General features: G+C 69.7%; 17 protein-coding genes and 1 pseudogene. 10 read left to right on the forward strand and 8 right to left on the reverse strand.

All coding sequences use genetic code 11. From position 1 onward, the window contains the following. Positions 1 to 44 precede the first annotated feature (44 nt). Positions 45 to 1,142, forward strand: a complete 1,098-nt coding sequence (ribD, locus tag F0357_RS13795) for a bifunctional diaminohydroxyphosphoribosylaminopyrimidine deaminase/5-amino-6-(5-phosphoribosylamino)uracil reductase RibD (protein ID WP_153486957.1) — start codon at positions 45 to 47, stop codon at positions 1,140 to 1,142. 6 nt (positions 1,143 to 1,148) lie between these two features. Next, positions 1,149 to 1,763, forward strand: coding sequence for a riboflavin synthase (locus tag F0357_RS13800; protein ID WP_153482798.1), 615 nt, complete (start codon positions 1,149 to 1,151; stop codon positions 1,761 to 1,763). A 77-nt stretch (positions 1,764 to 1,840) separates the two neighbouring features. Here the strand turns inward: F0357_RS13800 and F0357_RS13805 are convergent, their stop codons facing one another. Beyond that, positions 1,841 to 2,410, reverse strand: a complete 570-nt coding sequence (locus tag F0357_RS13805) for a hypothetical protein (RefSeq protein WP_153482802.1) — start codon at positions 2,408 to 2,410, stop codon at positions 1,841 to 1,843. 253 nt (positions 2,411 to 2,663) lie between these two features. Here F0357_RS13805 and ribH point away from each other — a divergent pair, with 253 nt between their 5' ends. From ribH to F0357_RS13825, 4 genes are all read left to right on the forward strand, one after another. Then, complete coding sequence (ribH, locus tag F0357_RS13810; RefSeq protein ID WP_153482806.1) at positions 2,664 to 3,116, forward strand: 6,7-dimethyl-8-ribityllumazine synthase; 453 nt, start codon at positions 2,664 to 2,666, stop codon at positions 3,114 to 3,116. Positions 3,117 to 3,121: 5 nt separating this feature from the next. Then, on the forward strand, positions 3,122 to 3,625 hold the full coding sequence (nusB, locus tag F0357_RS13815; protein ID WP_153482809.1) for a transcription antitermination factor NusB: 504 nt from the start codon (positions 3,122 to 3,124) through the stop codon (positions 3,623 to 3,625). A 14-nt stretch (positions 3,626 to 3,639) separates the two neighbouring features. Next, on the forward strand, positions 3,640 to 4,638 hold the full coding sequence (gene thiL, locus F0357_RS13820) for a thiamine-phosphate kinase (RefSeq protein WP_153482817.1): 999 nt from the start codon (positions 3,640 to 3,642) through the stop codon (positions 4,636 to 4,638). A 215-nt stretch (positions 4,639 to 4,853) separates the two neighbouring features. Then, positions 4,854 to 6,974 carry a sodium-translocating pyrophosphatase gene (locus tag F0357_RS13825; RefSeq protein WP_153482819.1) on the forward strand — a complete coding sequence of 707 codons (2,121 nt, stop codon included), beginning with the start codon at positions 4,854 to 4,856 and terminating at the stop codon, positions 6,972 to 6,974. Between the two features lie 77 nt (positions 6,975 to 7,051). Here the strand turns inward: F0357_RS13825 and mbfA are convergent, their stop codons facing one another. From mbfA to F0357_RS13860, 7 genes and pseudogenes are all read right to left on the reverse strand, one after another. After that, positions 7,052 to 8,047 (reverse strand): iron exporter MbfA, encoded by a 996-nt coding sequence (gene mbfA / locus F0357_RS13830; RefSeq protein ID WP_281350354.1) that lies wholly within the window; start codon positions 8,045 to 8,047, stop codon positions 7,052 to 7,054. 149 nt (positions 8,048 to 8,196) lie between these two features. After that, positions 8,197 to 8,598 carry a F0F1 ATP synthase subunit epsilon gene (locus tag F0357_RS13835; RefSeq protein WP_153482823.1) on the reverse strand — a complete coding sequence of 134 codons (402 nt, stop codon included), beginning with the start codon at positions 8,596 to 8,598 and terminating at the stop codon, positions 8,197 to 8,199. Between the two features lie 114 nt (positions 8,599 to 8,712). Further along, complete coding sequence (gene atpD, locus F0357_RS13840) at positions 8,713 to 10,131, reverse strand: F0F1 ATP synthase subunit beta (RefSeq protein ID WP_153482830.1); 1,419 nt, start codon at positions 10,129 to 10,131, stop codon at positions 8,713 to 8,715. Between the two features lie 113 nt (positions 10,132 to 10,244). Next, positions 10,245 to 11,132 carry a F0F1 ATP synthase subunit gamma gene (locus tag F0357_RS13845; protein WP_153482833.1) on the reverse strand — a complete coding sequence of 296 codons (888 nt, stop codon included), beginning with the start codon at positions 11,130 to 11,132 and terminating at the stop codon, positions 10,245 to 10,247. A gap of 197 nt (positions 11,133 to 11,329) precedes the next feature. Then, the gene (gene atpA, locus F0357_RS13850) at positions 11,330 to 12,862 is read right to left on the reverse strand and encodes a F0F1 ATP synthase subunit alpha (RefSeq protein ID WP_153482840.1); all 1,533 of its coding nucleotides are present in this window, start codon (positions 12,860 to 12,862) and stop codon (positions 11,330 to 11,332) included. After that, entirely contained in the window at positions 12,862 to 13,422 is a 561-nt protein-coding gene (locus tag F0357_RS13855; protein ID WP_312861588.1) for a F0F1 ATP synthase subunit delta, read from the reverse strand. The genes atpA and F0357_RS13855 overlap by 1 nt, the downstream gene beginning before the upstream one ends. A gap of 242 nt (positions 13,423 to 13,664) precedes the next feature. Further along, a pseudogene (locus F0357_RS13860) lies at positions 13,665 to 15,822 on the reverse strand (primosomal protein N'). Positions 15,823 to 15,997: 175 nt separating this feature from the next. On the opposite strand from F0357_RS13860, the gene F0357_RS13865 reads away from it, so the two are divergent. From F0357_RS13865 to F0357_RS13880, 4 genes are all read left to right on the forward strand, one after another. Beyond that, positions 15,998 to 16,966, forward strand: a complete 969-nt coding sequence (locus tag F0357_RS13865; RefSeq protein ID WP_153482847.1) for a tyrosine recombinase XerC — start codon at positions 15,998 to 16,000, stop codon at positions 16,964 to 16,966. Positions 16,967 to 17,242: 276 nt separating this feature from the next. Beyond that, complete coding sequence (locus F0357_RS13870) at positions 17,243 to 20,545, forward strand: transglutaminase family protein (protein ID WP_153482850.1); 3,303 nt, start codon at positions 17,243 to 17,245, stop codon at positions 20,543 to 20,545. A 92-nt stretch (positions 20,546 to 20,637) separates the two neighbouring features. Then, positions 20,638 to 23,151 (forward strand): circularly permuted type 2 ATP-grasp protein, encoded by a 2,514-nt coding sequence (locus F0357_RS13875; RefSeq protein ID WP_312861589.1) that lies wholly within the window; start codon positions 20,638 to 20,640, stop codon positions 23,149 to 23,151. Next, positions 23,148 to 24,032, forward strand: a complete 885-nt coding sequence (locus F0357_RS13880) for a transglutaminase family protein (RefSeq protein ID WP_153482852.1) — start codon at positions 23,148 to 23,150, stop codon at positions 24,030 to 24,032. The genes F0357_RS13875 and F0357_RS13880 overlap by 4 nt, the downstream gene beginning before the upstream one ends. Positions 24,033 to 24,125: the final 93 nt, after the last annotated feature.

Here is a 24,125-nt window from a genome sequence, read left to right on the forward strand (position 1 = left end):
GCGCGGCCGGCGTGTCCCGGACGGACCCGGATTTCGATCGCCGCATGATGGGGGCTGCGCTCGCGCTCGGGCGCCGCAATCTCGGGCTCGCTTGGCCGAACCCCTCGGTCGGCGCGGTCGTGGTGCGTGACGACGGCGCCGGCCCGGTCGTCGTCGGGCGCGGCGTCACGGCGGCCGGTGGCCGGCCCCACGCCGAACCGCAGGCGCTGGCCGAGGCCGGCGCGGCGGCCCGCGGCGCCACCCTCTACGTCACGCTCGAGCCGTGCAGCCACGCGAGCCCGCGGGGCGGGCCGTGCGCCGTCGCGGCACGCGAGGCCGGCATCGCCCGGCTCGTCAGCGCCATCGAAGATCCGAACCCCAAGGTCGCCGGCGACGGCCATCGCCTGCTCGTCGAGGCGGGCGTCGCGGTCGAGACCGGGGTGCGCGCCGCCGAGGCGCTGCGCGACCATGCCGGCCATATCCGCCGGGTGCGTGACGGGCGGCCCCACGTCCGCCTCAAGCTCGCGGTCTCCGCCGACGGCATGGTCGGGCGCGCGGGGGCGGGGCAGGTGGCGATCTCCGGGCCGGCGGCGCGCCGCTGGTCCCACGGCCTCAGGGCGGCGAGCGATGCCATCATGATCGGCATCGGCACCGCGCTCGCCGACGATCCGCGCCTCGATTGCCGGCTGCCGGGGCTCGCCGGCCGTTCGCCGGTTCGCGTTGTGCTCGACCGGCTCGCCCGGCTGCCCCTCGGCTCCAACCTCGTCGGGACGGCCCGGGAGATCCCGCTGTGGGTGGTCGCCTCCGTCGCGGCCGATCCGGCGCGCCTCGCCCGCCTGACCGAGGCCGGTGCCCACGTGATCCTCGCCGGCACCGGTGCCGATGGCCGTCTCGACCTTGCCGAGGTCCTCGTCGCCCTCGCGGCGCGCGGGCTGACGACCGTGATCGCGGAAGGCGGCCCGACGCTCGCCGCGGGCCTCGTCGCGGCGCGCCTCGTCGACGAGGTGCTGCTCGTGCGCTCTGACCTTAATGTCGGCCCGGACGGCATCCCCGCTCTGCCCGGGCGCGGGCTTGACGATCTCGTCGCCGATCCCACCTTCGCGTCGCTCGGGGACAGCCTCCTCGGGCCGGATCGGCTCGTTCATCTCTGGCGGCAGGAGTAGCCAACCATGTTCACCGGCATCGTCACCGACGTCGGAGAGGTCGCGGACGTCACCCCGAACAACCACACCCGCCGCATCACGGTGGTCAGCCGCTACGATGCGGGCACGATCGATCTCGGCGCCTCGATCGCCTTCGACGGCGTCTGCCTCACCGTGGTGGCGGCGCGCAACCGGGCCGACGGGCGCAGCGAGATCGAGGTCGACGCGGCGGCGGAGACGCTCGCCCTGACCACGGCGGCGGAGTGGGCGAAAGGGCGGCGGATCAATCTCGAGCGGGCCTTGAAGATCGGCGACGAACTCGGCGGCCACATCGTCTCGGGCCATGTCGACGGGCTCGCGGAACTGATCGCTGTCGAGCCGATCGGCGAGACGGTGAAGCTCACCTTCCGCGTGCCGCCCACGCTCGCCCGCTTCGTGGCGGTGAAGGGCTCGGTCTGCCTCGACGGCACCTCGCTCACCGTGAACACGGTCGAGGGCGACACCTTCTCGGTGTTGCTCATCCCGCACACTCTGACGGTGACGACCTGGGGCGACCGCCAGGCCGGCGACAAGATCAATGTCGAGGTCGATCTGATGGCGCGCTACGTGGCGCGGCTGCGGGAAGCCGACGCTTCGCTCTGAGCCACCCGAAATGCAAAACGGCCGGAGCGGGTGCTGCTCCGGCCGTTCTCATGAGTCCCGGTCGATCGAAGAGGCGATCAGCCCTTCGACACGACGATCGAGGTCGCGCGGATGAAGGTGACCTGAAGCAGGTCGTTGACCTTCACGTTGGCGAGCTTCGCCTTGTGCTCGTCCTTCTTGGCGGTCAGCGTCAGCGTGTTGCCGCGCGGGCCGGTCAGCGTCACAGTGCCCTTGGCGGCATCGATGGCGGTGACCTTGCCGATCAGGGTCACGGTGTCGATGATGTCGCCGCGCGGCAGCTTGTCGACGGTGCCGGCATCGACTTCCTCGGTCACCAGCACGGCCGGCTTCGCATTCGGCTCCGGCTTCGTCAGGTCGGCGAGCGCGGCGTCGGTCTGGGTCAGGGTGACCTTGTCGCCCGGCTGGATGTTCTTGAACGACTTCACCGCCTTGTTGACCTTGAAGGTGAACTGGTCACCCTTCGGGCCCTTCAGGGTGATGGTGCGGTGGGTCTTGTCGATCTTGGCGACGGTCCCGACGACGGACTCGCTGATGGCCCCGCCTTCGACCTGGGCCATCGCCGGCAGGCTCGCGAAGCTCGCACCGAAGGCGAGCGCGATGAGCATATTCCGAAACGCAGTCTTCATGATCTTCCCCAGTTCGTAGATGCGACCAGCCCCAGGGCCGAGTCGGCGGGATAATGCGCTCGCCACTTTTGCCGAGCAACGCGACGAAACGGCAAAGGCGTGGCGAAAAAGAGAAAATTGTTGTGTGGGTTGTCCCGCATGGCGGCTGCGCGCCGCCCGCGCGGCTCCCAGGCTGGACAAAAGACCGGCGGCATGGTTCGTCTCCTCACCCTCGCGCCCGTTCCGGGCGGCGACGTGGAGAAGGACGACCGCGATGTCCGAGACAGCCCCGCATGTGCTCATCATCGAAGCGCGCTTCTACGACGACATCGCCGACGCGATGCTCGCGAGCGCCGTGCGCGTCCTCGAAGAGGCCGGCGCGACCTATGAGCGGGTGTCCGTTCCGGGCGCGCTCGAGATCCCGGCTGCCTTGTCCTTCGCGCTCGGCGCGATGGACCTCGGCGAGCGGGATTATGACGGCTTCATCGCGCTCGGCTGCGTCATCCGCGGCGAGACCACCCATTATGACATCGTTGCCGGGGAATCCGCCCGCGCCCTGATGGACCTCGCGGTCGACGAGGGCCTGGCGCTGGCGAACGGCATCCTCACCGTCGAGAACCGCGATCAGGCGCGGGCGCGTGCGCTGCCCGAAGGCCGCGACAAGGGCGGTTATGCCGCGCGCGTCGCGCTCGAGATGATCGCGCTCAGGGCGAAATTCGGAGTTTGAGATCCATGTCCGACGCGGCGCGCCGCCAGCCCCGGGACGCGAGGCCAGCCAACCAGCGCGGTGTGGCGCGCCTCGCCGCCGTCCAGGCGCTCTATCAGATGGAAATCGGCGGCGGTGACGCGGCCGACGTGGTCGCCGAGTTCGAGCTGTTCCGGCTCGGCAAGGAGATCGACGGCGAGCAATATCGCGCCGCCGACGCCGCCTGGTTCCGCGATCTCGTGGCCGGTGTCGTCCTCGCCCAGCGCGAGATCGACCCGCTCGTCCATCAGGCCCTGACCCATGACTGGCCGCTCGGGCGCGTCGATTCCATCCTCCGCGCCATCCTCCGCGCCGGCGTCTACGAGCTCCTGCACCGCACCGACGTGCCCGCCAAGGTCGTCATCACCGAATATATCGACGTCGCCAAGGCCTTCTTCACCGAAGACGAGCCGCGCATCGTGAACGGGGTGCTCGACCGCATCGCCCACGAACGGCGCGCTGCGGAATTCGACGCCGCCGGTTCGGCCTGAGGTCCGGGACGGCGATGGGCGATACCCGGCCGACCGAGGTCGAACTCATCGCGCGCTATCTGGCGCCGCTCGCGACCGATCCCGGCGCCGACCGGCTAACCGACGACGCCGCCGTGATGCCGGCCGACCCCGACCACGACCTCGTGGTGACGACGGACGCGCTCGCCGCCGGCATTCATTTCTTCGCCGACGATCCCCCGGATGCGATCGCCCGCAAGGCGCTGCGCGTCAACCTGTCGGATCTCGCCGCGAAAGGGGCCGCGCCGCGCGGCTATCTGCTCACCCTGGCGTTGCCGGCCGATTGGCGCGAGGACTGGCTCGCCGCCTTCGTCGGCGGGCTTGCCGCCGATCAGGCGGAATTTGCCTGCCCTCTGCTCGGCGGCGACACCCTGCGGGCGCCGAGCGGCCTCGTCGTCTCCGTCACCGCCTTCGGCACGGTCGAGAAGGGCGGGGCGGTGCGCCGCGGCCACGCGCAGGCCGGTGACCGGCTGTTCGTTACCGGCACCATCGGCGATGCCGCGCTCGGCCTGAAGCTGCGGCTCGATCCCGCGTCGGAAGCCCGCTGGGGGCTCTCGTCCGCCGAGGCCGAGCATCTCCACGACCGCTATCTGCTGCCGCGTCCACGTGTGCCCGCGGCCGAGGCGGTGCGCCGCTTCGCCCGTGCCGCCATGGATGTTTCCGACGGCCTCGTGGGTGACCTCGATCGGTTGTGCCGCGCCTCCGGCGTCGGCGCCACGCTGCACGCCGCCGCGGTGCCCCAGTCGCCGGCGGCGCACCGGGCCGTCGCGGCGGATGCCGACGCCCTGCGCACGGTGCTGACCGGCGGCGACGACTACGAGATCCTCGCGACCGTCGCGCCGGAGCGCGCCGACGCCTTCTCGGCCGCCTGCGCCGCCGCGGGCGTGCCTGCGACCGAGATCGGCCGGATCGAAACGGCCGGCGCGCCGCTCCGCGTCATCAATGCGGACGGAAATGTGCTCTCGCTCGGCAGCGGCCGCTTCGAGCACTTCTGAGCGCCACGCTCCACGCTTCACCTCCCGGTCATCGCTCCGTCATCGCCGCCGATGCCGCTTGACGCCGCTTCGCGCCGGCGTACCGTCGGCGTGCCAGCGAAACATCGCGGCAAGGACCACGACGGGCGCCACCGTGCTGATTTCCCGTCTCGCGTCGGCGCCCAGCCAATAAAAATTGCGTGCTCGCAACAAGAACGCGTGGCTTGGGAGGAATGATGGGCGCTCTCGGTTTGATTATTGTGTGCGGATTGCTGTCGATCGCCTACGGGGCGTGGGCGATCCGGTCGGTCATGGCGGCGGATGCCGGCACGGCGCGGATGCAGGAGATCGCGGCCGCGATCCAGGAAGGGGCGCGGGCTTATCTCGCGCGGCAATACACGACCATTGCGATCGTCGGGGTCGTGATCTTCATCCTCGTCGCGCTGCTGCTCGGCCTCACCGTCGCGATCGCCTTCGCCTTCGGTGCGATCCTGTCCGCTGCGGCCGGCTATATCGGCATGCTGGTCTCGGTCCGGGCCAACGTGCGCACCGCCCAGGCCGCGACCCGCAGCCTCGCCGCAGGCCTCGCGATCGCCTTCAAGTCCGGGGCCGTGACGGGGCTCCTCGTCGCCGGCCTGGCGCTCCTCGGCGTTTCCATCACCTTCGCCGTGCTCACCGTCGGCCTCGGCCATGCGCCGGGCGACCGGCTCGTTGTCAACGCCCTCGTCGCGCTCGGCTTCGGGGCCTCGCTGATCTCCATCTTCGCCCGTCTCGGCGGCGGCATCTTCACCAAGGGGGCGGACGTCGGCGGCGACCTCGTCGGCAAGGTGGAGGCCGGCATTCCCGAGGACGACCCGCGCAACCCCGCGACCATCGCCGACAATGTCGGCGACAATGTCGGCGACTGCGCCGGCATGGCCGCCGATTTGTTCGAGACCTATGCTGTGACGATCGTCGCCACCATGGTGCTCGGCTCGATCTATTTTGCCGGCACCGACCTCGTCGGTACGGTGATGCTCTATCCGCTGTCGATCGGGGCGGCCTGCGTGGTCACCTCGATCATCGGCACGTTCTTCGTCAAGCTCGGCGCCAACAACTCGATCATGGGCGCGCTCTACAAGGGCTTCATCGCGACCGCGGTGTTGTCCCTGATCGTGCTCCTGCCGGTCACTGCCTGGGTGTTCGGCGGCCTCTCCGCCGACCTCGCGATCGGCGGCCGGCACGTCACGCCGTTGACCCTCTTCTTCTGCGGCGTCGTCGGCCTCGTCGTGACCGGGCTGATCGTCTGGATCACGGAATATTACACCGGCACCGGCTACCGGCCCGTCAAGTCGATCGCCGCGGCCTCCGTCACCGGCCACGGCACCAACGTGATCCAAGGCATCGCGGTGTCCCTGGAGGCGACCGCCCTGCCGGCGCTGGTGATCATCGCCGGCATCATTTGCGGCAACGCGCTCGCGGGGCTGTTCGGCATTGCGATCGCCGTTACCACCATGCTCGCCCTCGCCGGCATGGTGGTCGCGCTCGATGCGTTCGGTCCCGTCACGGACAACGCCGGCGGCATCGCCGAGATGGCTGACCTGCCGAAGGATGTCCGCGTGACGACCGATGCCCTCGATGCCGTTGGCAACACCACGAAGGCGGTGACCAAGGGCTATGCGATCGGCTCGGCCGGCCTCGGCGCCCTCGTCCTGTTCGCGGCCTACACCGAGGACCTCAAGTTCTTCTCGGCCAATCCCGATCTCTATCCCTACTTCGCTGGCATCGGGCCGATCGATTTCGCCCTGTCGAATCCGTTCGTGGTGGTCGGGCTCTTCTTCGGCGGCCTCGTGCCCTACCTGTTCGGCGGCATCGCCATGACGGCGGTCGGCCGCGCGGCGGCCGCCGTCGTCGAGGAGGTGCGCCGGCAGTTCCGGGAGAAGCCGGGCATCATGACCGGCGCCGACCGGCCCGATTACGGCCGGGCGGTGGACATGCTGACCCGCGCGGCGATCCGCGAGATGATCGTGCCTTCGCTTCTGCCGGTGCTGTCGCCGATCGTCTGCTTCTTCGTGGTCGATCTCATCGCCGGGCGGGCCAACGCCTTCGCCGCGCTCGGGGCGATGCTGCTCGGCGTCATCGTCACCGGCCTCTTCGTGGCGATCTCGATGACGGCCGGCGGCGGCGCCTGGGACAACGCCAAGAAGTACATCGAGGACGGGCATTACGGCGGTAAGGGCTCGGACGCCCACAAGGCCGCCGTCACCGGCGACACCGTCGGCGATCCCTACAAGGACACCGCCGGCCCGGCGGTGAACCCGATGATCAAGATCACCAACATCGTCGCTCTGCTGCTCCTCGCCGTGCTCGCGCACTGACGGGCGGCGTCCACCAAAGAAAAAGGGCAGGGACCTTGCGGAGCCCTGCCCTTTTGCCGTTGGAGGAGCGGCTGCGCTCAGCCGGCGCCGATGAGGATGCCGGTCAGGAAGACGAGCACGCCGCCGACCACGACCTGGAACACCGCCGACATCAACGGCGTGTCCATGTAGCGCATGCGGATATAGGCGATCACCGCGAGCTCGACCGCCACCACGGCGATGGCGATCATGGTCGCGATCATGAAGTGGGGCACGAGGTAGGGCAGGGTGTGGCCGAGGCCGCCGAGCGTCGTCATCAGGCCGCAGACGAAGCCGCGCGTCCACGGGCTGCCGCGGCCGGACAATTGGCCGTCGTCCGACAGGGCCTCGGCGAAGCCCATCGAGATGCCGGCACCGACGGCGGCGGCGAGGCCGACGACGAAGGTGTTGTGGGTGTCGTGGGTCGCGAAGGCGGCGGCGAACAGCGGTGCCAGCGTCGAGACCGAGCCGTCCATCAGGCCGGCGAGGCCCGGCTGCACCATCTGCAGCACGAAGGCGCGCCGCGCCGTCTCCTTTTCGCTCTCGACCGCGTCGGGGCTGAGCTTGTCCTTGCGCAGGTGCTCGCCGAGATTGACGTGGCCCTGCTCGGCCTGGGCGAGGCGGGTCAGGAGGTCGCGCACCTCGACGTCGCGGGCGCGCTCGGCGGCGTGGCGATAGAACGCCTCCGACTGCGTCTCCATCTCGATGACTTGGTTGCGGATCGCGTCGAGCCCGAGCGGGCGCATCAGCCACAGCGGCCGGCGCCACGGCATCCCCTGGATGTCCTCGCGGCGGATGAACGGCAGCGTCTCGCCGAACTTCTTGCGGAAGGTGGCGAGGAGCCGCTCGCGATGGTGACCCTCCTCCTCGGCCATGCCGGCGAAGACGGCGGCGGTGGCGGGGTATTCGTCCTTCAGCGCATCCACATAGGCGAGATAGATGCGTTGATCTTCCTCTTCGCTGGAGATCGCAACGGCGAGGATTTCCGGCTCGGTGAGGCTCGAGGCGCGGCGCTTCATGAAATGACCGTGGGTGAGGGATTGATCTAGAGCCATTCTAAAGTACGTGCCCCGCGCGTGTAAACCCTTCTCCGCATCGCACTTTTTCGCGTCGGTGCGATGACGGAGCGGAGCGGGGAGAGCGCGTGGAAAAAGAAAAGGCCGCCCGGAGGCGGCCTCGAAACGTTGTTTCTCGCTAGGTCGTGTCAGGCGACGAGCGCCGCCACTTCCTTGAGCTGCGAGACCAGCGTCTCGGCCCGGTAGCGGCTGTCGTCGTCGTTGGCGACCTTCACGGCCGCCTCGGCCTTCGCCACGGCGTCGCCGATCTGGTCGCGCGTGAGCTGCTCGAAGGGCAGCGCCTCTTCGGCGAGCAGGGTCAGGCCGGCCGCGTTGGCGTCGGCGAACCCGCCGCGCACGTAGATCTTCTTCTCCTCGCCGCCCGCCGTCGTGAGCTTCAGGATGCCCGGGCGGATGGTGGAGAGGAAGGGAGAGTGGCCGGCGAGGATCTCGAACTCGCCGTCGGTGCCCGGCACCACGACGGAGCGCACCTCGGCGGAGAACACCAGCCGCTCGGGCGAAACGAGCTCGAAGGTAAAGGTCTCGGCCATTGATCGGTCACTCCGGGCGTTCGGTCGTCGGTCTTGTCGGTCGTCGATCTTGCCGGCAGATCCGCCGGCCGCGACCGCGGGAGGAGTCTCCCGCGGGTCGCGATGGCGTCAGGATCAGCCCTGAGCAGCGAGCTTCTTCGCCTTCTCGACGGCGGCGTCGATGGTGCCGACCATGTAGAAGGCCGCTTCCGGCAGGTGGTCGTAGTCGCCGTTGCAGAGGCCCTTGAAGCCCTTGATGGTGTCCGCGATGTCGACGAACACGCCCGGCGAGCCGGTGAACACCTCGGCGACGTGGAACGGCTGGGACAGGAAGCGCTCGATGCGGCGGGCGCGCGCCACGGTGAGCTTGTCCTCTTCCGAGAGCTCGTCCATGCCCAGGATCGCGATGATGTCCTGGAGCGACTTGTAGCGCTGCAGGATTTCCTGGACGCGGCGGGCGGTGTTGTAGTGCTCCTCGCCGACGATGCGCGGATCGAGCATGCGGCTCGTCGAGTCGAGCGGGTCCACCGCCGGGTAGATGCCCTTCTCGGAGATCGCGCGGTTGAGCACGGTCGTCGCGTCGAGATGGGCGAACGAGGTCGCCGGCGCCGGGTCGGTCAAGTCGTCGGCCGGCACGTAAATGGCCTGCACCGAGGTGATCGAACCCTTGGTCGTGGTGGTGATGCGTTCCTGCAGTGCGCCCATGTCGGTCGCGAGCGTCGGCTGATAGCCCACCGCCGACGGGATGCGGCCGAGCAGCGCCGACACTTCCGAACCCGCCTGGGTGAAGCGGAAGATGTTGTCGACGAAGAACAGCACGTCCTGGCCGCGGTCGCGGAAGTCCTCGGCGATGGTGAGGCCGGTCAGCGCGACGCGGGCGCGGGCGCCCGGGGGCTCGTTCATCTGGCCGAACACGAGGGCGCACTTGGAGCCGTCGCCGCCGCCGTGCTTGTTCACGCCGGACTCGATCATCTCGTGGTAGAGATCGTTGCCCTCGCGGGTGCGCTCACCGACGCCGGCGAACACGGAATAACCGCCGTGCGCCTTGGCGACGTTGTTGATGAGCTCTTGGATGAGCACGGTCTTGCCGACGCCGGCGCCGCCGAACAGGCCGATCTTGCCGCCGCGGGCATAAGGCGCGAGCAGGTCGACGACCTTGATGCCGGTGACGAGGATTTCCGCCTCGGTCGACTGCTCGGTATAGGCCGGGGCCGGCTGATGGATGCCGCGCGTGTGCTCGTAGGACACCGGGCCCGCCTCGTCGACCGGCTCGCCGATGACGTTGAGAATGCGGCCGAGGGTGCCGTCGCCAACCGGAACCGCGATCGGACCGCCGGTGTCGGCGACGTCCTGACCGCGGACGAGGCCGTCGGTGGTGTCCATCGCGATCGTGCGGACGGTGTTCTCGCCGAGGTGCTGAGCGACCTCGAGCACGAGACGGGCGCCGTTGTTCTGGGTCTCGAGCGCGTTCAGGATCGCCGGCAAGTCGCCGTCGAACTTCACGTCGACGACGGCGCCGATGACCTGCGTGATGCGTCCAACGTGTTTCGTCATGGGTCGCTCCGTAGCTTGCGCGATGGACCCGGCGACCCGGGGGCGCAGTTCTTTCGTGTCTTCTGGGTCGCGTCGCAGGTCGCCCGGCGCCGCGTCAATCCTCGGATCGATCTTTAGAGCGCCTCGGCGCCCGAGATGATCTCGATGAGTTCCTTGGTGATCATGGCCTGACGCGAGCGGTTGTAGCTCAGCGTCAGCTTGTTGATCATCTCGCCCGCGTTGCGGGTCGCGTTGTCCATGGCCGTCATCTGCGCGCCGTAGAACGAGGCGTTGTTCTCGAGCAGCGCGCGGAAGATCTGCACCGCGATGTTGCGCGGCAGCAGGTCGGCGAGGATCTCGCCCTGATCGGGCTCATAGTCGTAGATCGCGCCGCCGCTGGTCGGCTCCGCGCCCTCGGCCGGCGTCTCGAAGGTCGCCGGGATGAGCTGCTGGGCCGTCGGGATCTGCGAGATCACTGAACGGAAGTTCGCATAGAGGAGCGTCGCGACGTCGAAGCCGCCGTCGGCATAGAGCGCCAGCACCTTCTTCGCGATCTTCTCGGCCTCGACGAAGCCGAGGGTACGCACGCCGCGCAGCTCGATCGTTTCGATGATGCGCGAGGCATAATCGCGCCTCAGCGCCTCGGCGCCCTTGCGGCCGACGCATAGGATGCGGACCTGCTTGCCGGCCGCTGTTAGCCTCTGGATCTGCTCACGGGCGAGGCGGACGATCGAGGTGTTGAAGCCGCCGCACAGGCCGCGCTCGGCGGTGCAGACGATCAGGAGATGGGTGTGGTCGCGTCCGGTGCCGACCATCAGCGCCGAGGACTCGGGACCGGCCTCGGCATTGGCCGCAAGGCCCGCGAGCACGGTCTGCATGCGCTCGGCATAGGGCCGCGCGGCGACCGCCGCCTCCTGGGCACGACGCAGCTTCGCCGCGGCGACCATCTGCATCGCCTTGGTGATCTTCTGCGTCGCCTTCACCGAGGCGATGCGGTTTCGCAGGTCCTTGAGGCTCGGCATCGATGCTCCTCGTCGACGGCTCCGGGTGGGCCGGAGAACTTCCCCGCCGGTCCTGCCTTGAGGCGGACGAATGCGGGCGTCGGGCTTATCCTGTCTCGCCTCCGGCACCCGGTTGCCCGGCTGCCGGAGGTCAGATCACCAACCCTGTGGGCCCGGCCGGCAAGGGCTCGGGCTGCGAAGGTCCTACGCGAGAGGTCTTACGCGCCAAAGGTCTTGGCGAAGGCGTCGATCGAGGCCTTCAGCTTGCCCTTGATCTCGTCGTTGAGCTCTTTCTTCGTCCAGATCGCGTCGAGCACGTCCTTATGCTCGGTGCGCAGGAACGAGAGAAGGCCGTCCTCGAAGGCGCGGACCTTGTTGAGCGGCAGCTTGTCGAGATAGCCGTTCACGCCGGCGAAGATGACGGCGACCTGCTCTTCCGTCTTCAGCGGCGAGAATTGCGGCTGCTTCAGGAGCTCGGTCAGACGGGCGCCGCGGGCCAGCAGGCGCTGGGTCGTGGCGTCGAGGTCCGAACCGAACTGCGCGAAGGCGGCCATTTCGCGGTACTGGGCGAGCTCGCCCTTGATCGAGCCGGCGACCTGCTTCATCGCCTTGATCTGCGCCGACGAGCCCACGCGCGACACCGAGAGACCGACGTTCACCGCCGGGCGGATGCCCTGGAAGAACAGGTTGGTCTCGAGGAAGATCTGACCGTCGGTGATCGAGATCACGTTGGTCGGGATGTAGGCCGACACGTCGTTCGCCTGGGTCTCGATGACCGGCAGGGCGGTCAGCGAGCCGTTGCCCTGGCTGTCGTTGAGCTTGGCGGCGCGCTCGAGCAGGCGGGAGTGCAGGTAGAACACGTCGCCCGGATAGGCTTCGCGGCCCGGCGGGCGGCGCAGCAGGAGCGACATCTGACGGTAGGCCACGGCCTGCTTGGACAGGTCGTCATAGGCGATCACGGCGTGCATGCCGTTGTCGCGGAAATATTCGCCCATGGCGCAGCCGGCGAACGGCGCCAGGAACTGCATCGGGGCCGCGTCGGAGGCGGTGGCGGCGACGACGATCGAATATTCGAGCGCGCCGGCGTCCTCGAGGGCCTTCACGAACTGCGCGACGGTGGAGCGCTTCTGCCCGATCGCGACATAGACGCAGTAGAGCTTGACGTTCTCGTCGCTGCTCGCGTGCAGCGGCTTCTGGTTCAGGAAGGTGTCGAGGATGATCGCGGTCTTGCCGGTCTGGCGGTCACCGATGATCAGCTCGCGCTGGCCGCGACCGACCGGGATCATCGCGTCGATGGCCTTGAGGCCGGTCGACATCGGCTCGTGCACCGACTTGCGCGGAATGATGCCCGGGGCCTTGACGTCGACGCGGCGGCGCTCGGCCGCCTCGATCGGGCCCTTGCCGTCGATCGGGTTGCCGAGGGCGTCGACGACGCGGCCGAGCAGACCCTTGCCGACCGGCACGTCCACGATCGAACCCGTGCGGCGCACGGTGTCGCCCTCGCGGATTTCGCGGTCGGAGCCGAAGATCACGATGCCGACATTGTCGACTTCGAGATTCAGGGTCATGCCCTGGGTGCCGTTCGGGAACTCGACGAGCTCACCCGCCTGGACCTTGTCGAGGCCGTAGACGCGCGCGATGCCGTCGCCGACCGACAGGACCTGGCCGACCTCGGAGACCTCGGCTTCCTGGCCGAAGTTCTTGATCTGCTCCTTGAGGATTGCGGAAATTTCCGCGGCCCGGATGTCCATCAGCCGACCTCTTTCATCGCAAGCTTGAGAGAATTGAGCCGGGTGCGCAGGGATGTATCGATCATCCGCGAACCGAGCTTCACGACGAGACCGCCGATCAACGCCGGATCGACGCTCGTCTTGAGCGTGATCTTGCGGCCGGTGGCCTCGCTCAGCGCCGACTTCAGCGCTTCGATATGGGTGGTGTTGAGCGGCTCGGCGGAGGTGATCTCCGCCACCGTCTCGCCGCGCGCGGCGGCGGCAAAGGCGTGGAACGCCTGGATCATGCCCGGCACCGCGAACAGGCGGCGGTTGCGCGCCGCAAGCTTCACGAAATTGCCGGCGAGGCCGCCGATTTCCGCCTTTTCGAGGATCGCCGCAATGCCGGCGAGCTGCTCCTCCGACGAGAAGACCGGGCTCGCGACGAACCGGCGCAGGTCCTCGCTCTCCGCCATCAGCGCCTCGAAACGGCCGAGATCCGCTTCCGTCGCCTCGATGGCCCCTTCGTCGCGGGCGAGCTCGAAAAGAGCCGTCGCGTAGCGCTGGGCAACTCCTGATACGAGCGAGTCGTGTTCCGCCACCGTTCGTGATCTTTCCGCTTGGTCACGCGGGCGCCGCCAGATTGACGCACATTCCCCCGAAGACCTTGAATTTGAAAGAACTTTTCGGAGACGCAAACAATCGCGAGGACATGCTCCGGAAAGCCTGGGGTGCGATAGCACAAGGCTTTTCAGTGCGCAACATCGCCCCCGGCGCGGCGCGACGACGCGCCACGCCCCGCGGACGCCAGCGATCTTCCCCGAAACGATCCCACGCGCATCCCTCACAGGAAACTCTGGGGATCCACGTCGATGGCCCGCCGGACACTTCCGCGCTCCGGGGGGCCGACGTGAGCCAAGCGCGCAGATAGGACTGAATATCGACGGAACGAGGGCACCGGACGAGCAGGCGGAAGCGGTGCCGGCCCCGGATGACCGCGAGCGGCGCCTCGGCCGGTCCGAGCACGTCGATACCGGCGCCGGCCGGTGCGGCGCGGGCGAGGGCGCGGGCGTGATCCTCCGCCTCGGCGCGGGTCGCCGCCGAGACGATGATCGCGGCGAGGCGGCCGAACGGCGGCAGCACCGCGCGGCGGCGCTCCTCGATCTCGGTCGCGTAGAAGGCTTCCCGGTCGCCGGAGACGAGGGCCTTCATGACCGGATGCTCCGGCGCATGGCTTTGCAACAGCCCGATTCCCATGCCGCCCTGACGCCCGGCGCGGCCCGTGACCTGGGCGAGCAATTGGAAAGTGCGCTCGGCCGCGCGGGGATCGCCGTTCATCAGGCCGAGGTCGGCATCGACCACGCCGACGAGCTTCAGCTTGGGGAAGGTGTGGCCCTTCGCCACGAGCTGGGTGCCGACGACGATGTCGAAGGCGCCCTCGGCGATCAGGGTCAGTTCCTCGCGCATCCGCTCGGCCCCGCCGAGATCGGAGGATAGCACGATGACCCGCGAATCGGGGAACAGGGCCGTCGCCTCTTCGGCGATGCGCTCGACCCGGGCCCGCAGGCGACGAGTTGATCCGCCGCGCCGCAGGCGGGGCAGGTCTCCGGGCGCATCTCGACGTGACCGCATTGGTGGCAGACGAGCCGGCCGCGGATGCGGTGATCGACGAGCCAGGTCGAACAATCCGGGCATTGGAAGCGGTGGCCGCAGGCGCCGCAGATCGTCAGCGGCGCATAGCCGCGGCGATTGAGGAAGAGCAGCACCTGTTCGCCGCGGTCGAGCGTCTGGCGTGCGGCGGCCACCAGCGGCGGGGCGAGCCAGCGGCCCCGCTCGGGCTTGTGGAGCCGCAGATCGATCGTCCGCACCGTCGGCAGGCTCGCGCCGGGCACGCGGTCCTTGAGCTCCAGCCGCTGGTAGCGGCCCTGGTCGGCGTTGACCCGGCTCTCGATGGAGGGCGTCGCCGACGACAGCACCACCGGGAAATGGCCGAGATGGCCGCGCACCACCGCCATATCGCGGGCATGGTAGGGTACGCGGTCGTCCTGCTTGTAGGCCGGGTCGTGTTCCTCATCGACGACCGCGAGGGCGAGATCGCGGAACGGCAGGAACAGGGCGGAGCGGGCGCCGATGACGACCGAGACGTCCCCGGTCGCCACACCGCGCCAAACCCGGGCGCGCTGGATGGCGGGGACGGCCGAATGCCATTCCGCCGGCCGCGCCTCGAAGCGGCGCTCGAAGCGCTCGAGCACCGTGTGGGTGAGGGCGATCTCGGGCATCAGCACGAGCGCCTGGCGGCCCTGGCGCACCGCCTCCGCGACGCCTTCGAGAAAGACCTCCGTCTTGCCCGAGCCAGTGACGCCGTCGAGGAGAATCACCGCCGTGCTGCGGTCGTCCACCGCCTTGACGATCGCCTGCGCCGCCCGCGCCTGGTCGGGGGTGAGGTTGGGCACGTGGGCGTCGGGATCGGGCGGCGCCACGGCGGGCGGCGGCGGCATCGACACGAGACCGAGGGTGCCGGCCTCGACGAGCCCGTCGATCACGCCGGGGCTGACGCCGGCGGAGGCAGCGAGCGCCATCCGGCTCCAGGCGAGGCCGTCTTCGAGGAGCGCGAGGGCGCGGGCGCGGGCCGGCGTCATCCGCTCGGGCGGCGGGCCGATGCGGACGATGCCGGGACGCGCCGCCTCCGGCACCAGCGCCTCGCCCCGGCGCAACACCATCCTGAGCACCATGCCGCGCGGGGCGAGCGTCCAGCGCGCCACCCATTCGACGAAGCGGCGCAGCACGAGGCCGATCGGCGGGGCGTCGTAGATTGTGAGGACGGGCTTCAGCCGCGCGACCGGCCGATCCGCGTCGACGGGGTCGTCCCAGACCACGCCGACCATCTCGCGGGAGCCGAGCGAGACGGCGACGATCGTCCCCGGCGCGAGGGGCTCCTCCGCGACATAGGAATAGGCCGCGTCGATCGCGACCGGGACGAGGACTGAGACGACATGGGCCATCGCGCGGCGCGGCACCTTCTGGCGAGCGGAAGCCTCGTTACTTAAGCGAGGCGCGGCCCCGTTGCACGGGGGTTGCTGCGGCGCCGTCAAGCGGGTCTTTACCCGCAGCCGCCATGCTGGACCCCCACCGGCTTCGGGCCGGGCGCGGAAGACCGACGACCGGGAGACGGCGGACATGGCGGAAGAGACCAGCGACGACACGGCGCCGTTTCTCGCGGCCGCCCCCGATCTCGCGGCGGCGGTGTGCGCCTGGCTCGCCGCCCTCGGCGGCGAGCGGCGGCTGTCGGCGAACACGCTCGAAGCCTATGGCCGGGACATCCGCCAATGGCTCGCCTTCTCCAGCGAGCATCTCGGCGGCGCACCGACGCTCGCCGACATCGCCGATCTGCGGCCCGCGGACCTGCGCGCCTTCCTCGCCCGGCGGCGCCGCGACGGGGCCGGGGATCGCACGGCCGCCCGTGCACTCGCCGCGATTCGCTCCTTGAGCCGCCATCTCGAACGTCACCACGGCATCAACGGCGCGGCGATCCGGGCGCTCGCCGGGCCGCGCCTCAAGCCGGGCTTGCCGAAGCCGCTCAGCGTCGCCGACGCGGCCCGGGTGACCGACCTCGCCGGGGAGGATGCGGTCGAGCCGTGGATCGCCGCCCGCGACGCCGCCGTCATGCTGCTGCTCTATGGCGCCGGCCTGCGCATCGGCGAGGCGCTCGCCCTGACTGCCGACGACCTGCCCGCGGCTTCGGTTAAGACGCTGCGCGTCACCGGCAAGGGCGGCAAGACGCGGATCGTGCCGATCCTGCCCGTGGTCCTCGATGCCATCGCGGCCTATCGGCGACTGTGTCCCTATGGCGTGGGCGGGGACGAACCGATCTTCCGCGGCGCCAAGGGCGGCCCCCTGTCGCCGCGCATCGTGCAACTCGCGATGCAGCGGATGCGCGGCGCGCTCGGGCTTCCCGACACCGCGACGCCCCACGCGCTCCGGCATTCCTTCGCGACCCACCTGCTTTCGGCCGGCGGCGATCTGCGCACCATCCAAGAACTGCTCGGCCACGCCAGCCTGTCGACGACCCAGGTCTACACCGCCGTCGATCCGGCCCGCCTCCTCGAAGCCTACCACGCCGCCCACCCCCTCGCGGGCGGGCGGTGACGGGGCGGCGACCGCGAGTCGAACTCCGACAAAAGCGGCGGCGCGAAGGAGAGGAATTCGCCCGGCTTGCTGCGCTGGCACCAACACTCGAGCGCAGCAACGGGCCTTTTTTCTTACGATCGCTTCGCTTCGGCCCGTCTCGGCGGCACGGACCGCCTCTTATGTGTGCTTTCCACCGTCGGCGTCGCTCGCTAACCTCCTGATTGCGGCGAAAGACCGTGCCGGCGTCCCCTGCCGGGCCGACAACAAGCGATCACTCTTCCGGAAGCGAGCGACATGGCGATTCTGACGGCGCTGCACCACGTCACGTCCTACACGTACGACCGGCCGGTCGGCCTCGGGCCGCAGATCATCCGGCTGCGCCCCGCGCCTCATTGCCGAAGCCACATCCCGGCCTATTCGCTGAAGGTCACCCCGGCCGATCACTTCGTGAACTGGCAGCAGGACCCGTTCGGCAACTGGCTCGCCCGGTTCGTCTTCCCCGAGAAGACCACGCAGTTCCGCATCGAAGTCGATCTCATCGTCGAACACGCGGTGTTCAACCCGTTCGACTTCTTCCTGGAAGGCTATGCGGAGACGTTCCCCTTCACCTACGAGCCGGCGATCGCCAAGGAGCTCGCGCCCTATCTCGAAGTCGAGCCGGGCGGCGCCGCGCTCGACGCCTATGTCGCGTCGGTCTCCCGCGAGGCCCAGCCGACCGTGGATTTCCTGGTCGAGCTCAACCAGCGCCTCCAGGAGAAAATCCGCTATGTGATCCGCCTCGAACCCGGTGTGCAGGCGCCGGACGAGACGCTTTCGCTTGCGGCCGGTTCGTGCCGCGATTCCGGCTGGCTCCTCGTCCAGATTCTGCGCCGGCTCGGGCTCGCCGCTCGGTTCGTCTCCGGCTACCTGATCCAATTGAAGCCCGACCTCGCCGCCCTCGACGGCCCCTCGGGCACGGCGGTCGATTTCACCGACCTCCACGCCTGGGCCGAGGTCTATCTGCCGGGTGCCGGATGGGTCGGACTTGATCCCACCTCGGGCCTGTTCGCGGGGGAAGGGCACTTGCCGCTCGCCGCGACGCCGCATTATCGCTCGGCCGCGCCGCTGTCGGGTCTCGCCGATCCGGCCGAGGTCGAGTTCGATTTCGACATGCGGGTCACCCGCATCGCCGAGGCGCCGCGGGTAACGAAGCCGTTCTCGGACGACGCGTGGCGCGCCCTCGACGCCCTCGGCGAGCAGATCGACACCGATCTCTCCATGCGCGACGTCCGCCTCACCATGGGCGGCGAGCCGACCTTCGTCTCGATCGACGATTACCAATCGGCGGAATGGAACACGGCGGCGGTCGGCCCGACCAAGCGCCAGCGCGCCGACGATCTGATCCGCCGCCTGCGGGCGAGCTTCGCGCCGGGCGGCCTCCTGCATTACGGCCAGGGCAAGTGGTATCCGGGCGAGAGCCTGCCGCGCTGGACCTTCTCGCTGTTCTGGCGCAAGGACGGCCGACCGATCTGGCGCAATGTCGATCTCGCCGCGCGCGAGACCCCGAACCGGGCGCTGGCGCCGACCGACGCTCAGAAGGTGACCGAGCGGATCGCCGAACGGCTCGGCTTCCCGGCCGATTATGTCGTTCAGGCCTACGAGGACCCGGCGCACTGGATCCTCAAGGAGGCGGAGCTTCCCGCCAATGTCGACGCGCTCGATTCCCGACTCGAGAACGTCGAGGACCGCACCCGCATGGCCCGCACCTTCGAGCGCGGGCTCAACAAGCCGACCGGCTACGTGCTGCCGGTGCAGCGCTGGAACGCCGCCGCGGGGTCGGGCTGGGTCAGCGAGCGCTGGCAGTTCCGCCGCGGGAAGTTGTTCTTGGTGCCGGGCGATTCTCCGGTCGGCTTCCGCCTGCCGCTCGGCTCGCTGCCGTGGATTTCACCGGCTAACTATCCCTACATCATGCCCGCCGATCCCTTCGACACCTTCGATCCGCTGCCGGATCCGGAAGAGATCGCGCAGGCCTACGAGCGGACGGGCGTCGAGGCCCGCACGCCCGAGGTGCGCCAGCGCCTGACCTACGGGGCGAGCGTGCGCACCGCCATCACGGTTGAGCCGCGGGACGGCAAGCTCTGCGTGTTCATGCCGCCGGTCGGGCGGCTCGAGGATTATCTCGATCTCGTCGGCGCGATCGAGTCGGCGGCGACCGAGCTCGGCCTGCCGCTCCAGATCGAGGGCTATCCGCCGCCGCCCGATCCGCGCCTCAACGTCATCCGCGTCGCGCCCGATCCGGGCGTGATCGAGGTCAACGTCCACCCCGCCCGGAACTGGCGCGAGGCGGTCGAGATCACCAAGGTTCTCTACGAGGACGCGCGCCAGACCCGGCTCGGCACCGAGAAGTTCATGGTGGACGGCCGCCACACCGGCACCGGCGGCGGCAACCACGTCGTGATCGGCGGCGCGACGCCGACCGACAGTCCGTTTTTGCGCCGGCCGGACCTGCTCAAGAGCCTGGTGATCTATTGGCAGCGCCATCCGGCGCTCTCCTACCTGTTCTCCGGCCTCTTCATCGGCCCGACGAGCCAGGCCCCGCGTATCGACGAGGCGCGCAACGATTCCCTTTACGAGCTCGAGATCGCGCTCGCCAATGTGCCGCCGCCGGGTGTGGGCGTCCCCCCGCCGCCGTGGCTGGTCGACCGCCTGTTCCGCAACATCCTCACCGACGGGACGGGCAACACCCACCGCTCCGAGATCTGCATCGACAAGCTGTTCTCCCCCGACGGCCCGACTGGTCGGCTCGGCCTCGTCGAGTTCCGCTCGTTCGAGATGCCACCCGATGGGCGGATGAGCCTCGCCCAGCAGCTCCTGATCCGCGGCCTCATCGCCTGGTTCTGGGCCAGCCCGCAGAGCGGCCCTTTGGTGCGCTGGTCGACCGCGCTCGCGGACAAGTTCATGCTGCCGCACTTCGTCTGGGCCGATTTCCTCGACGTGCTCGGCGACCTCAACCGCGCCGGCTACGATTTCGACCCGGTCTGGTACGAGGCGCAGCGGGAATTCCGCTTCCCGTTCTATGGCGCGGTCGAGCATTCCGGCGTGCGGCTCGAACTGCGCCAGGCGCTGGAGCCGTGGCACGTGCTCGGCGAGGAGGGCGCAGTCGGCGGCACCGTGCGCTATGTCGATTCCTCGGTCGAGCGCCTGCAGGTGAAGGTCGACGGCTTCGTGCCGGAACGTCACGTGGTGACCTGTAACGGCCGGCGCGTGCCCCTGATCGGCGCCGGCACGTCGGGTTCGTTCGTCGGCGGGGTGCGTTTCAAGGCGTGGCAGCCGGCGTCCGGTCTGCACCCGACCATCCCCGTCCATGTGCCGCTCACCTTCGACATCCTCGATTCGTGGTCGGGGCGCTCGCTCGGCGGCTGCGTCTATCACGCCGCCCATCCCGGCGGCCGCAACTACGAGACCTTCCCCGTCAACGGCTACGAGGCGGAGGCGCGGCGTCTGGCGCGGTTCGAGGCGCACGGCCATACTGGCGGCTCCTGGGCGCCACTGCCCGAAGTTCCCTCCGCCGAATTCCCGGCGACCCTTGATCTTCGACGCCCGCCGGTGGTCTCTTGAGGGATCAAGGATCACCGCCGGCGGCTCGGCGGCCCTGGGGGGCAAGCTTTTTCCGAGCGGGGAGGGTGCGCCGGCAGGTTTAGGAGGCAGCGGTGACGGCATCGGTCCAGGCGACGCGGCGTGGGCGCGGCAAGGCTGCCGATTCGCTCGTCGCGTCCTATCGGCCGCTGCCGGGTGTCTACGACGAGATGACGGACGGCAACGGCCGTCTGCGTCCGCACTGGGAGCCGCTGATCGCCGCCTTCGACGGTCTCGGCGCGGCGGAATTGTCCCACCGCTTCGAGGTCGCCAACCGCTCCTTGCGCGACTCGGGCGTGTTCTACCGGGTCTATGACGAGACCGGCGGCGGCGAGCGGCCCTGGCCGCTCTCCCATGTGCCCCTCGTCATTCCCGCAAAGGAGTGGGAGGCGCTGTCTGCCGGCCTCGTCCAGCGCGCCCGCCTGCTCGAATCGGTGATGGCGGACGCCTACGGCCCGGCCTCGCTGGTGTCGTCCGGCGTGCTGCCCGCCGCCGCCATCGCCGGGAGCCCCGAATTCCTCCGCCCGCTCGTCGGCGTGAAGCCCGCGGGTGGCCGTCACCTGCGCCTCTATGCGGCCGATCTCGGCCGCGGGCCGGACGGGCGCTGGTGGGTCATCGGCGACCGCACCCAGGCGCCCTCCGGCGCGGGCTATGCGATTGAGAACCGGCTCGCCTTGTCGCGTGCCATGCCGGAGGTGTTCCGCACCCTCAAGGTCGAGCGCCTCGCCGCCTTCTTCCAAGCCTTCCGTTCTGGTCTCGTGGAACTCGCCGGCAAGGAAGAGGCCCGCCTCTGCCTGCTCACCCCGGGTCCCCTCAACGAGACCTATTTCGAGCACGCCTACCTCGCCCGCTATCTCGGCTTTCTCCTCGTCGAGGGCGCCGACCTGACGGTGCGCGACGGCGTCGTCTATGTGCGCACCATCTCCGGCCTCAAGCGCGCCGACGTGCTGCTGCGCCGGCTCGATTCCGATTTCGCCGATCCGCTCGAGCTCAATGACCGTTCGCGCATCGGCGTGCCGGGCCTCGTGCAGGCGGTGCGGCAGGGCTCGGTCGCGGTGGCGAACGCCCTCGGCTCCGGCCTCATCGAGGCGCGGGCGCTTATGAGTTTTCTGCCGGCCCTCGGCCGCGCCGTGCTCGGCGAGGACCTCGCGCTGCCGAACGTCGCGACCTGGTGGTGCGGCCAGCCGGCCGAGCGGGCGATCGTCGAGGAGGACCTCGGCGAGATGGCGATCGCGCCGGCATTCGGCGGGACCCTCGCCGGCCTTCTCCAGCGTCAGGCGGTCATCGGCTCCGACCTCGACGAGAAGGGCCGCGCGGCGCTCAAGGATCTCATCGGGCGGCGCGGCATCGACGTCGTCGGTCAGGAGATCGTCCGCCTCTCCACCATGCCGGTGTGGGCTAACGGCAAGCTTGAGCCGCGTCCGTTCGTGCTCCGCGTCTATGTCGCGGCGACGCCAGACGGCTGGACGGTCATGCCCGGCGGCTTCTGCCGCATCTCCCCGAAGAGCGACGCCCGTGCCGTCAATCTCCAGCAGGGCGGCACCTCCGCCGACGTCTGGGTGATCGCCGACGGGCCGGTGCGCGAGGCGAGCCTGTTGCCGTCGCCCGAGCGGGTCGCGGTGCGCCGCGCCTCGGGCACGCTGCCGAGCCGTGCGGCGGACAATTTGTTCTGGCTCGGGCGCTATCTCGAGCGCGCGGAGGCGACCCTCAGGCTCGTTCGCGGGGTGGTCTCGCGGCTCGGCGATCCGGCGACGGACGCCTCCCAGTCGGCGGCGCTGGCACTCCTCGAAGTGTGGGGCGCGGCGCCCATCGGCGCGGTCGGCAAGCCGGCCTTCGTCGCGCTCGGTGCCCTCGAACGGCGCGACCTCAACGGCGCCGTGCCGGCCCTCGTCACCGCCGCGCGCAACGCCGCCTCGGTGATCCGCGAACGCCTCTCGCCGGACGCCTGGCGCGCGCTGACCGATCTCGAAGTGCTGTTCGCGCCGCGCACGTCCGGCGGGCGCCTCAGCGAGGGCGACGCCTTCGAGCGCTCGAACGCGGCCTTGAAGTCGCTCGCCGCCTTCTCGGGCCTCGCCCAGGAGAACATGAACCGGCTCGCCGGATGGCGCTTTCTCGAACTCGGCCGGCGCCTCGAGCGGGCGCTCGCCACCGCCCGCTTCGTGCGCCAGTTCGGCCTGCCGGGCGCCCCCTCGCGCGGGCTCGATCTTCTCCTCGAACTCGCCGACAGCCAGATCACCTATCGCTCGCGCTATGTGGTGGCGGCGGCGCGGGTGCCGGTCGTCGATCTCGCCACCCTCGATCCCGACAATCCGCGCTCGATCGCCTTCCAGGTCGACGCGGTCGCGCGCCATCTGTCGGAATTGCCGGAGGGCGACGCCTTGCGCGAGCCGAGCCCGCCCTTGCGCATCGCGCTCCGCCTCCAGGCCGAATTGCGCACCGCGAGCGCCGAGGAGATCGACGCGGCCGAACTCTTGCGCATCGACGCGGCTTTGATGCGGCTCTCCAACGAGATCGCCCTGCGCTTCTTCACCCATCGCGGGGGACCCGGCGCGCCCCGCCACGTCACGAGCTGGGACAGCCTCGGATGATTTACGACATCCGCCACGTCACCACCTACGCCTATGCGGCGCCGGTGCCGTTCGCCCATCACGGGCTGCATCTCCTGCCGGTCGATCGCCCTGGCTTGAGGGTGCTCAAGGCGGACATCCGCATCGAGCCCCGCGTCACCGAGCGGCGCGACGGGCGCGACTTTTTCGGCAACGGCTTCTCGATCGTCGCCATCGACGAGCCGCACGACCGCCTCGTGGTGACGCTGACGGCGCGGGTCGAGCGCAATCCTCCGCCGGCCTCTCTTCTCGAACGGGCGGGTGACCTCGCCGAGGTTCGCGAGGACGCCGCCGCGAGCCTCGACCTCTCGGCCGCCTCGCCGGTCCATTTCCTGTTCGCGAGCCGGCGCGTGCCGCTCGATCCGCAGATCCGGGCCTACGCGGCGGAGAGTTTCCCGCCCGGACTGCCGGTGGCGGAAGGGGCGCTCCATCTCGCCCGCCGCATCAAGCGCGATTTCGTGTACGAGCCGGGCGCGACCGACGCCGACACGCCGCCCGCGGTCTCCTTCGCCATGCGGCGCGGCGTCTGCCAGGACTTCGCCCACGTGATGATCGCGGGGCTGCGCGGTCTCGGCCTGCCGGTCGCCTATGTCGGCGGCTATCTGCGCACCGTGCCGCCGCCGGGCCGGCCGCGCCTCCAGGGCGCCGACGCCACCCACGCCTGGGTCTCGGTCTGGTGCGGCGAGGCCGCCGGCTGGGTCGGCGTCGATCCGACCAACGGGGTCGCCGCGGGCGCCGACCATATCGAGCTCGCGATCGGGCGCGATTATGCCGACGTTGCCCCCATCGAAGGCGTCATCCTGACCTCCGGCGCCCAGCAACTCGGTGTCGCCGTGGACGTGATCCCGCTCACGGCCATCTGACGGCGTCGCGAAAGCGTCTCTAATCCTTCATTAACCATACCGAAATGGTGCGCCGCGATAGTGGGATCCGCACCGAGGCCTCGGTGATTCGCG

The sequence above is a fragment of the Segnochrobactrum spirostomi genome, from assembly GCF_009600605.1.
GTDB lineage: Bacteria > Pseudomonadota > Alphaproteobacteria > Rhizobiales > Segnochrobactraceae > Segnochrobactrum > Segnochrobactrum spirostomi.

Bases quoted from the DNA above. Each gene is read 5' to 3' on its own strand.
- ribD (WP_153486957.1), top strand. From the start codon at position 45: ATGATGGGGGCTGCGCTCGCGCTCGGGCGCCGCAATCTCGGGCTCGCT.
- F0357_RS13800 (WP_153482798.1), top strand. From the start codon at position 1,149: ATGTTCACCGGCATCGTCACCGACGTCGGAGAGGTCGCGGACGTCACC.
- F0357_RS13805 (WP_153482802.1), bottom strand. From the start codon at position 2,410: ATGAAGACTGCGTTTCGGAATATGCTCATCGCGCTCGCCTTCGGTGCG.
- ribH (WP_153482806.1), top strand. From the start codon at position 2,664: ATGTCCGAGACAGCCCCGCATGTGCTCATCATCGAAGCGCGCTTCTAC.
- nusB (WP_153482809.1), top strand. From the start codon at position 3,122: ATGTCCGACGCGGCGCGCCGCCAGCCCCGGGACGCGAGGCCAGCCAAC.
- thiL (WP_153482817.1), top strand. From the start codon at position 3,640: ATGGGCGATACCCGGCCGACCGAGGTCGAACTCATCGCGCGCTATCTG.
- F0357_RS13825 (WP_153482819.1), top strand. From the start codon at position 4,854: ATGGGCGCTCTCGGTTTGATTATTGTGTGCGGATTGCTGTCGATCGCC.
- mbfA (WP_281350354.1), bottom strand. From the start codon at position 8,047: ATGGCTCTAGATCAATCCCTCACCCACGGTCATTTCATGAAGCGCCGC.
- F0357_RS13835 (WP_153482823.1), bottom strand. From the start codon at position 8,598: ATGGCCGAGACCTTTACCTTCGAGCTCGTTTCGCCCGAGCGGCTGGTG.
- atpD (WP_153482830.1), bottom strand. From the start codon at position 10,131: ATGACGAAACACGTTGGACGCATCACGCAGGTCATCGGCGCCGTCGTC.
- F0357_RS13845 (WP_153482833.1), bottom strand. From the start codon at position 11,132: ATGCCGAGCCTCAAGGACCTGCGAAACCGCATCGCCTCGGTGAAGGCG.
- atpA (WP_153482840.1), bottom strand. From the start codon at position 12,862: ATGGACATCCGGGCCGCGGAAATTTCCGCAATCCTCAAGGAGCAGATC.
- F0357_RS13865 (WP_153482847.1), top strand. From the start codon at position 15,998: ATGGCGGAAGAGACCAGCGACGACACGGCGCCGTTTCTCGCGGCCGCC.
- F0357_RS13870 (WP_153482850.1), top strand. From the start codon at position 17,243: ATGGCGATTCTGACGGCGCTGCACCACGTCACGTCCTACACGTACGAC.
- F0357_RS13880 (WP_153482852.1), top strand. From the start codon at position 23,148: ATGATTTACGACATCCGCCACGTCACCACCTACGCCTATGCGGCGCCG.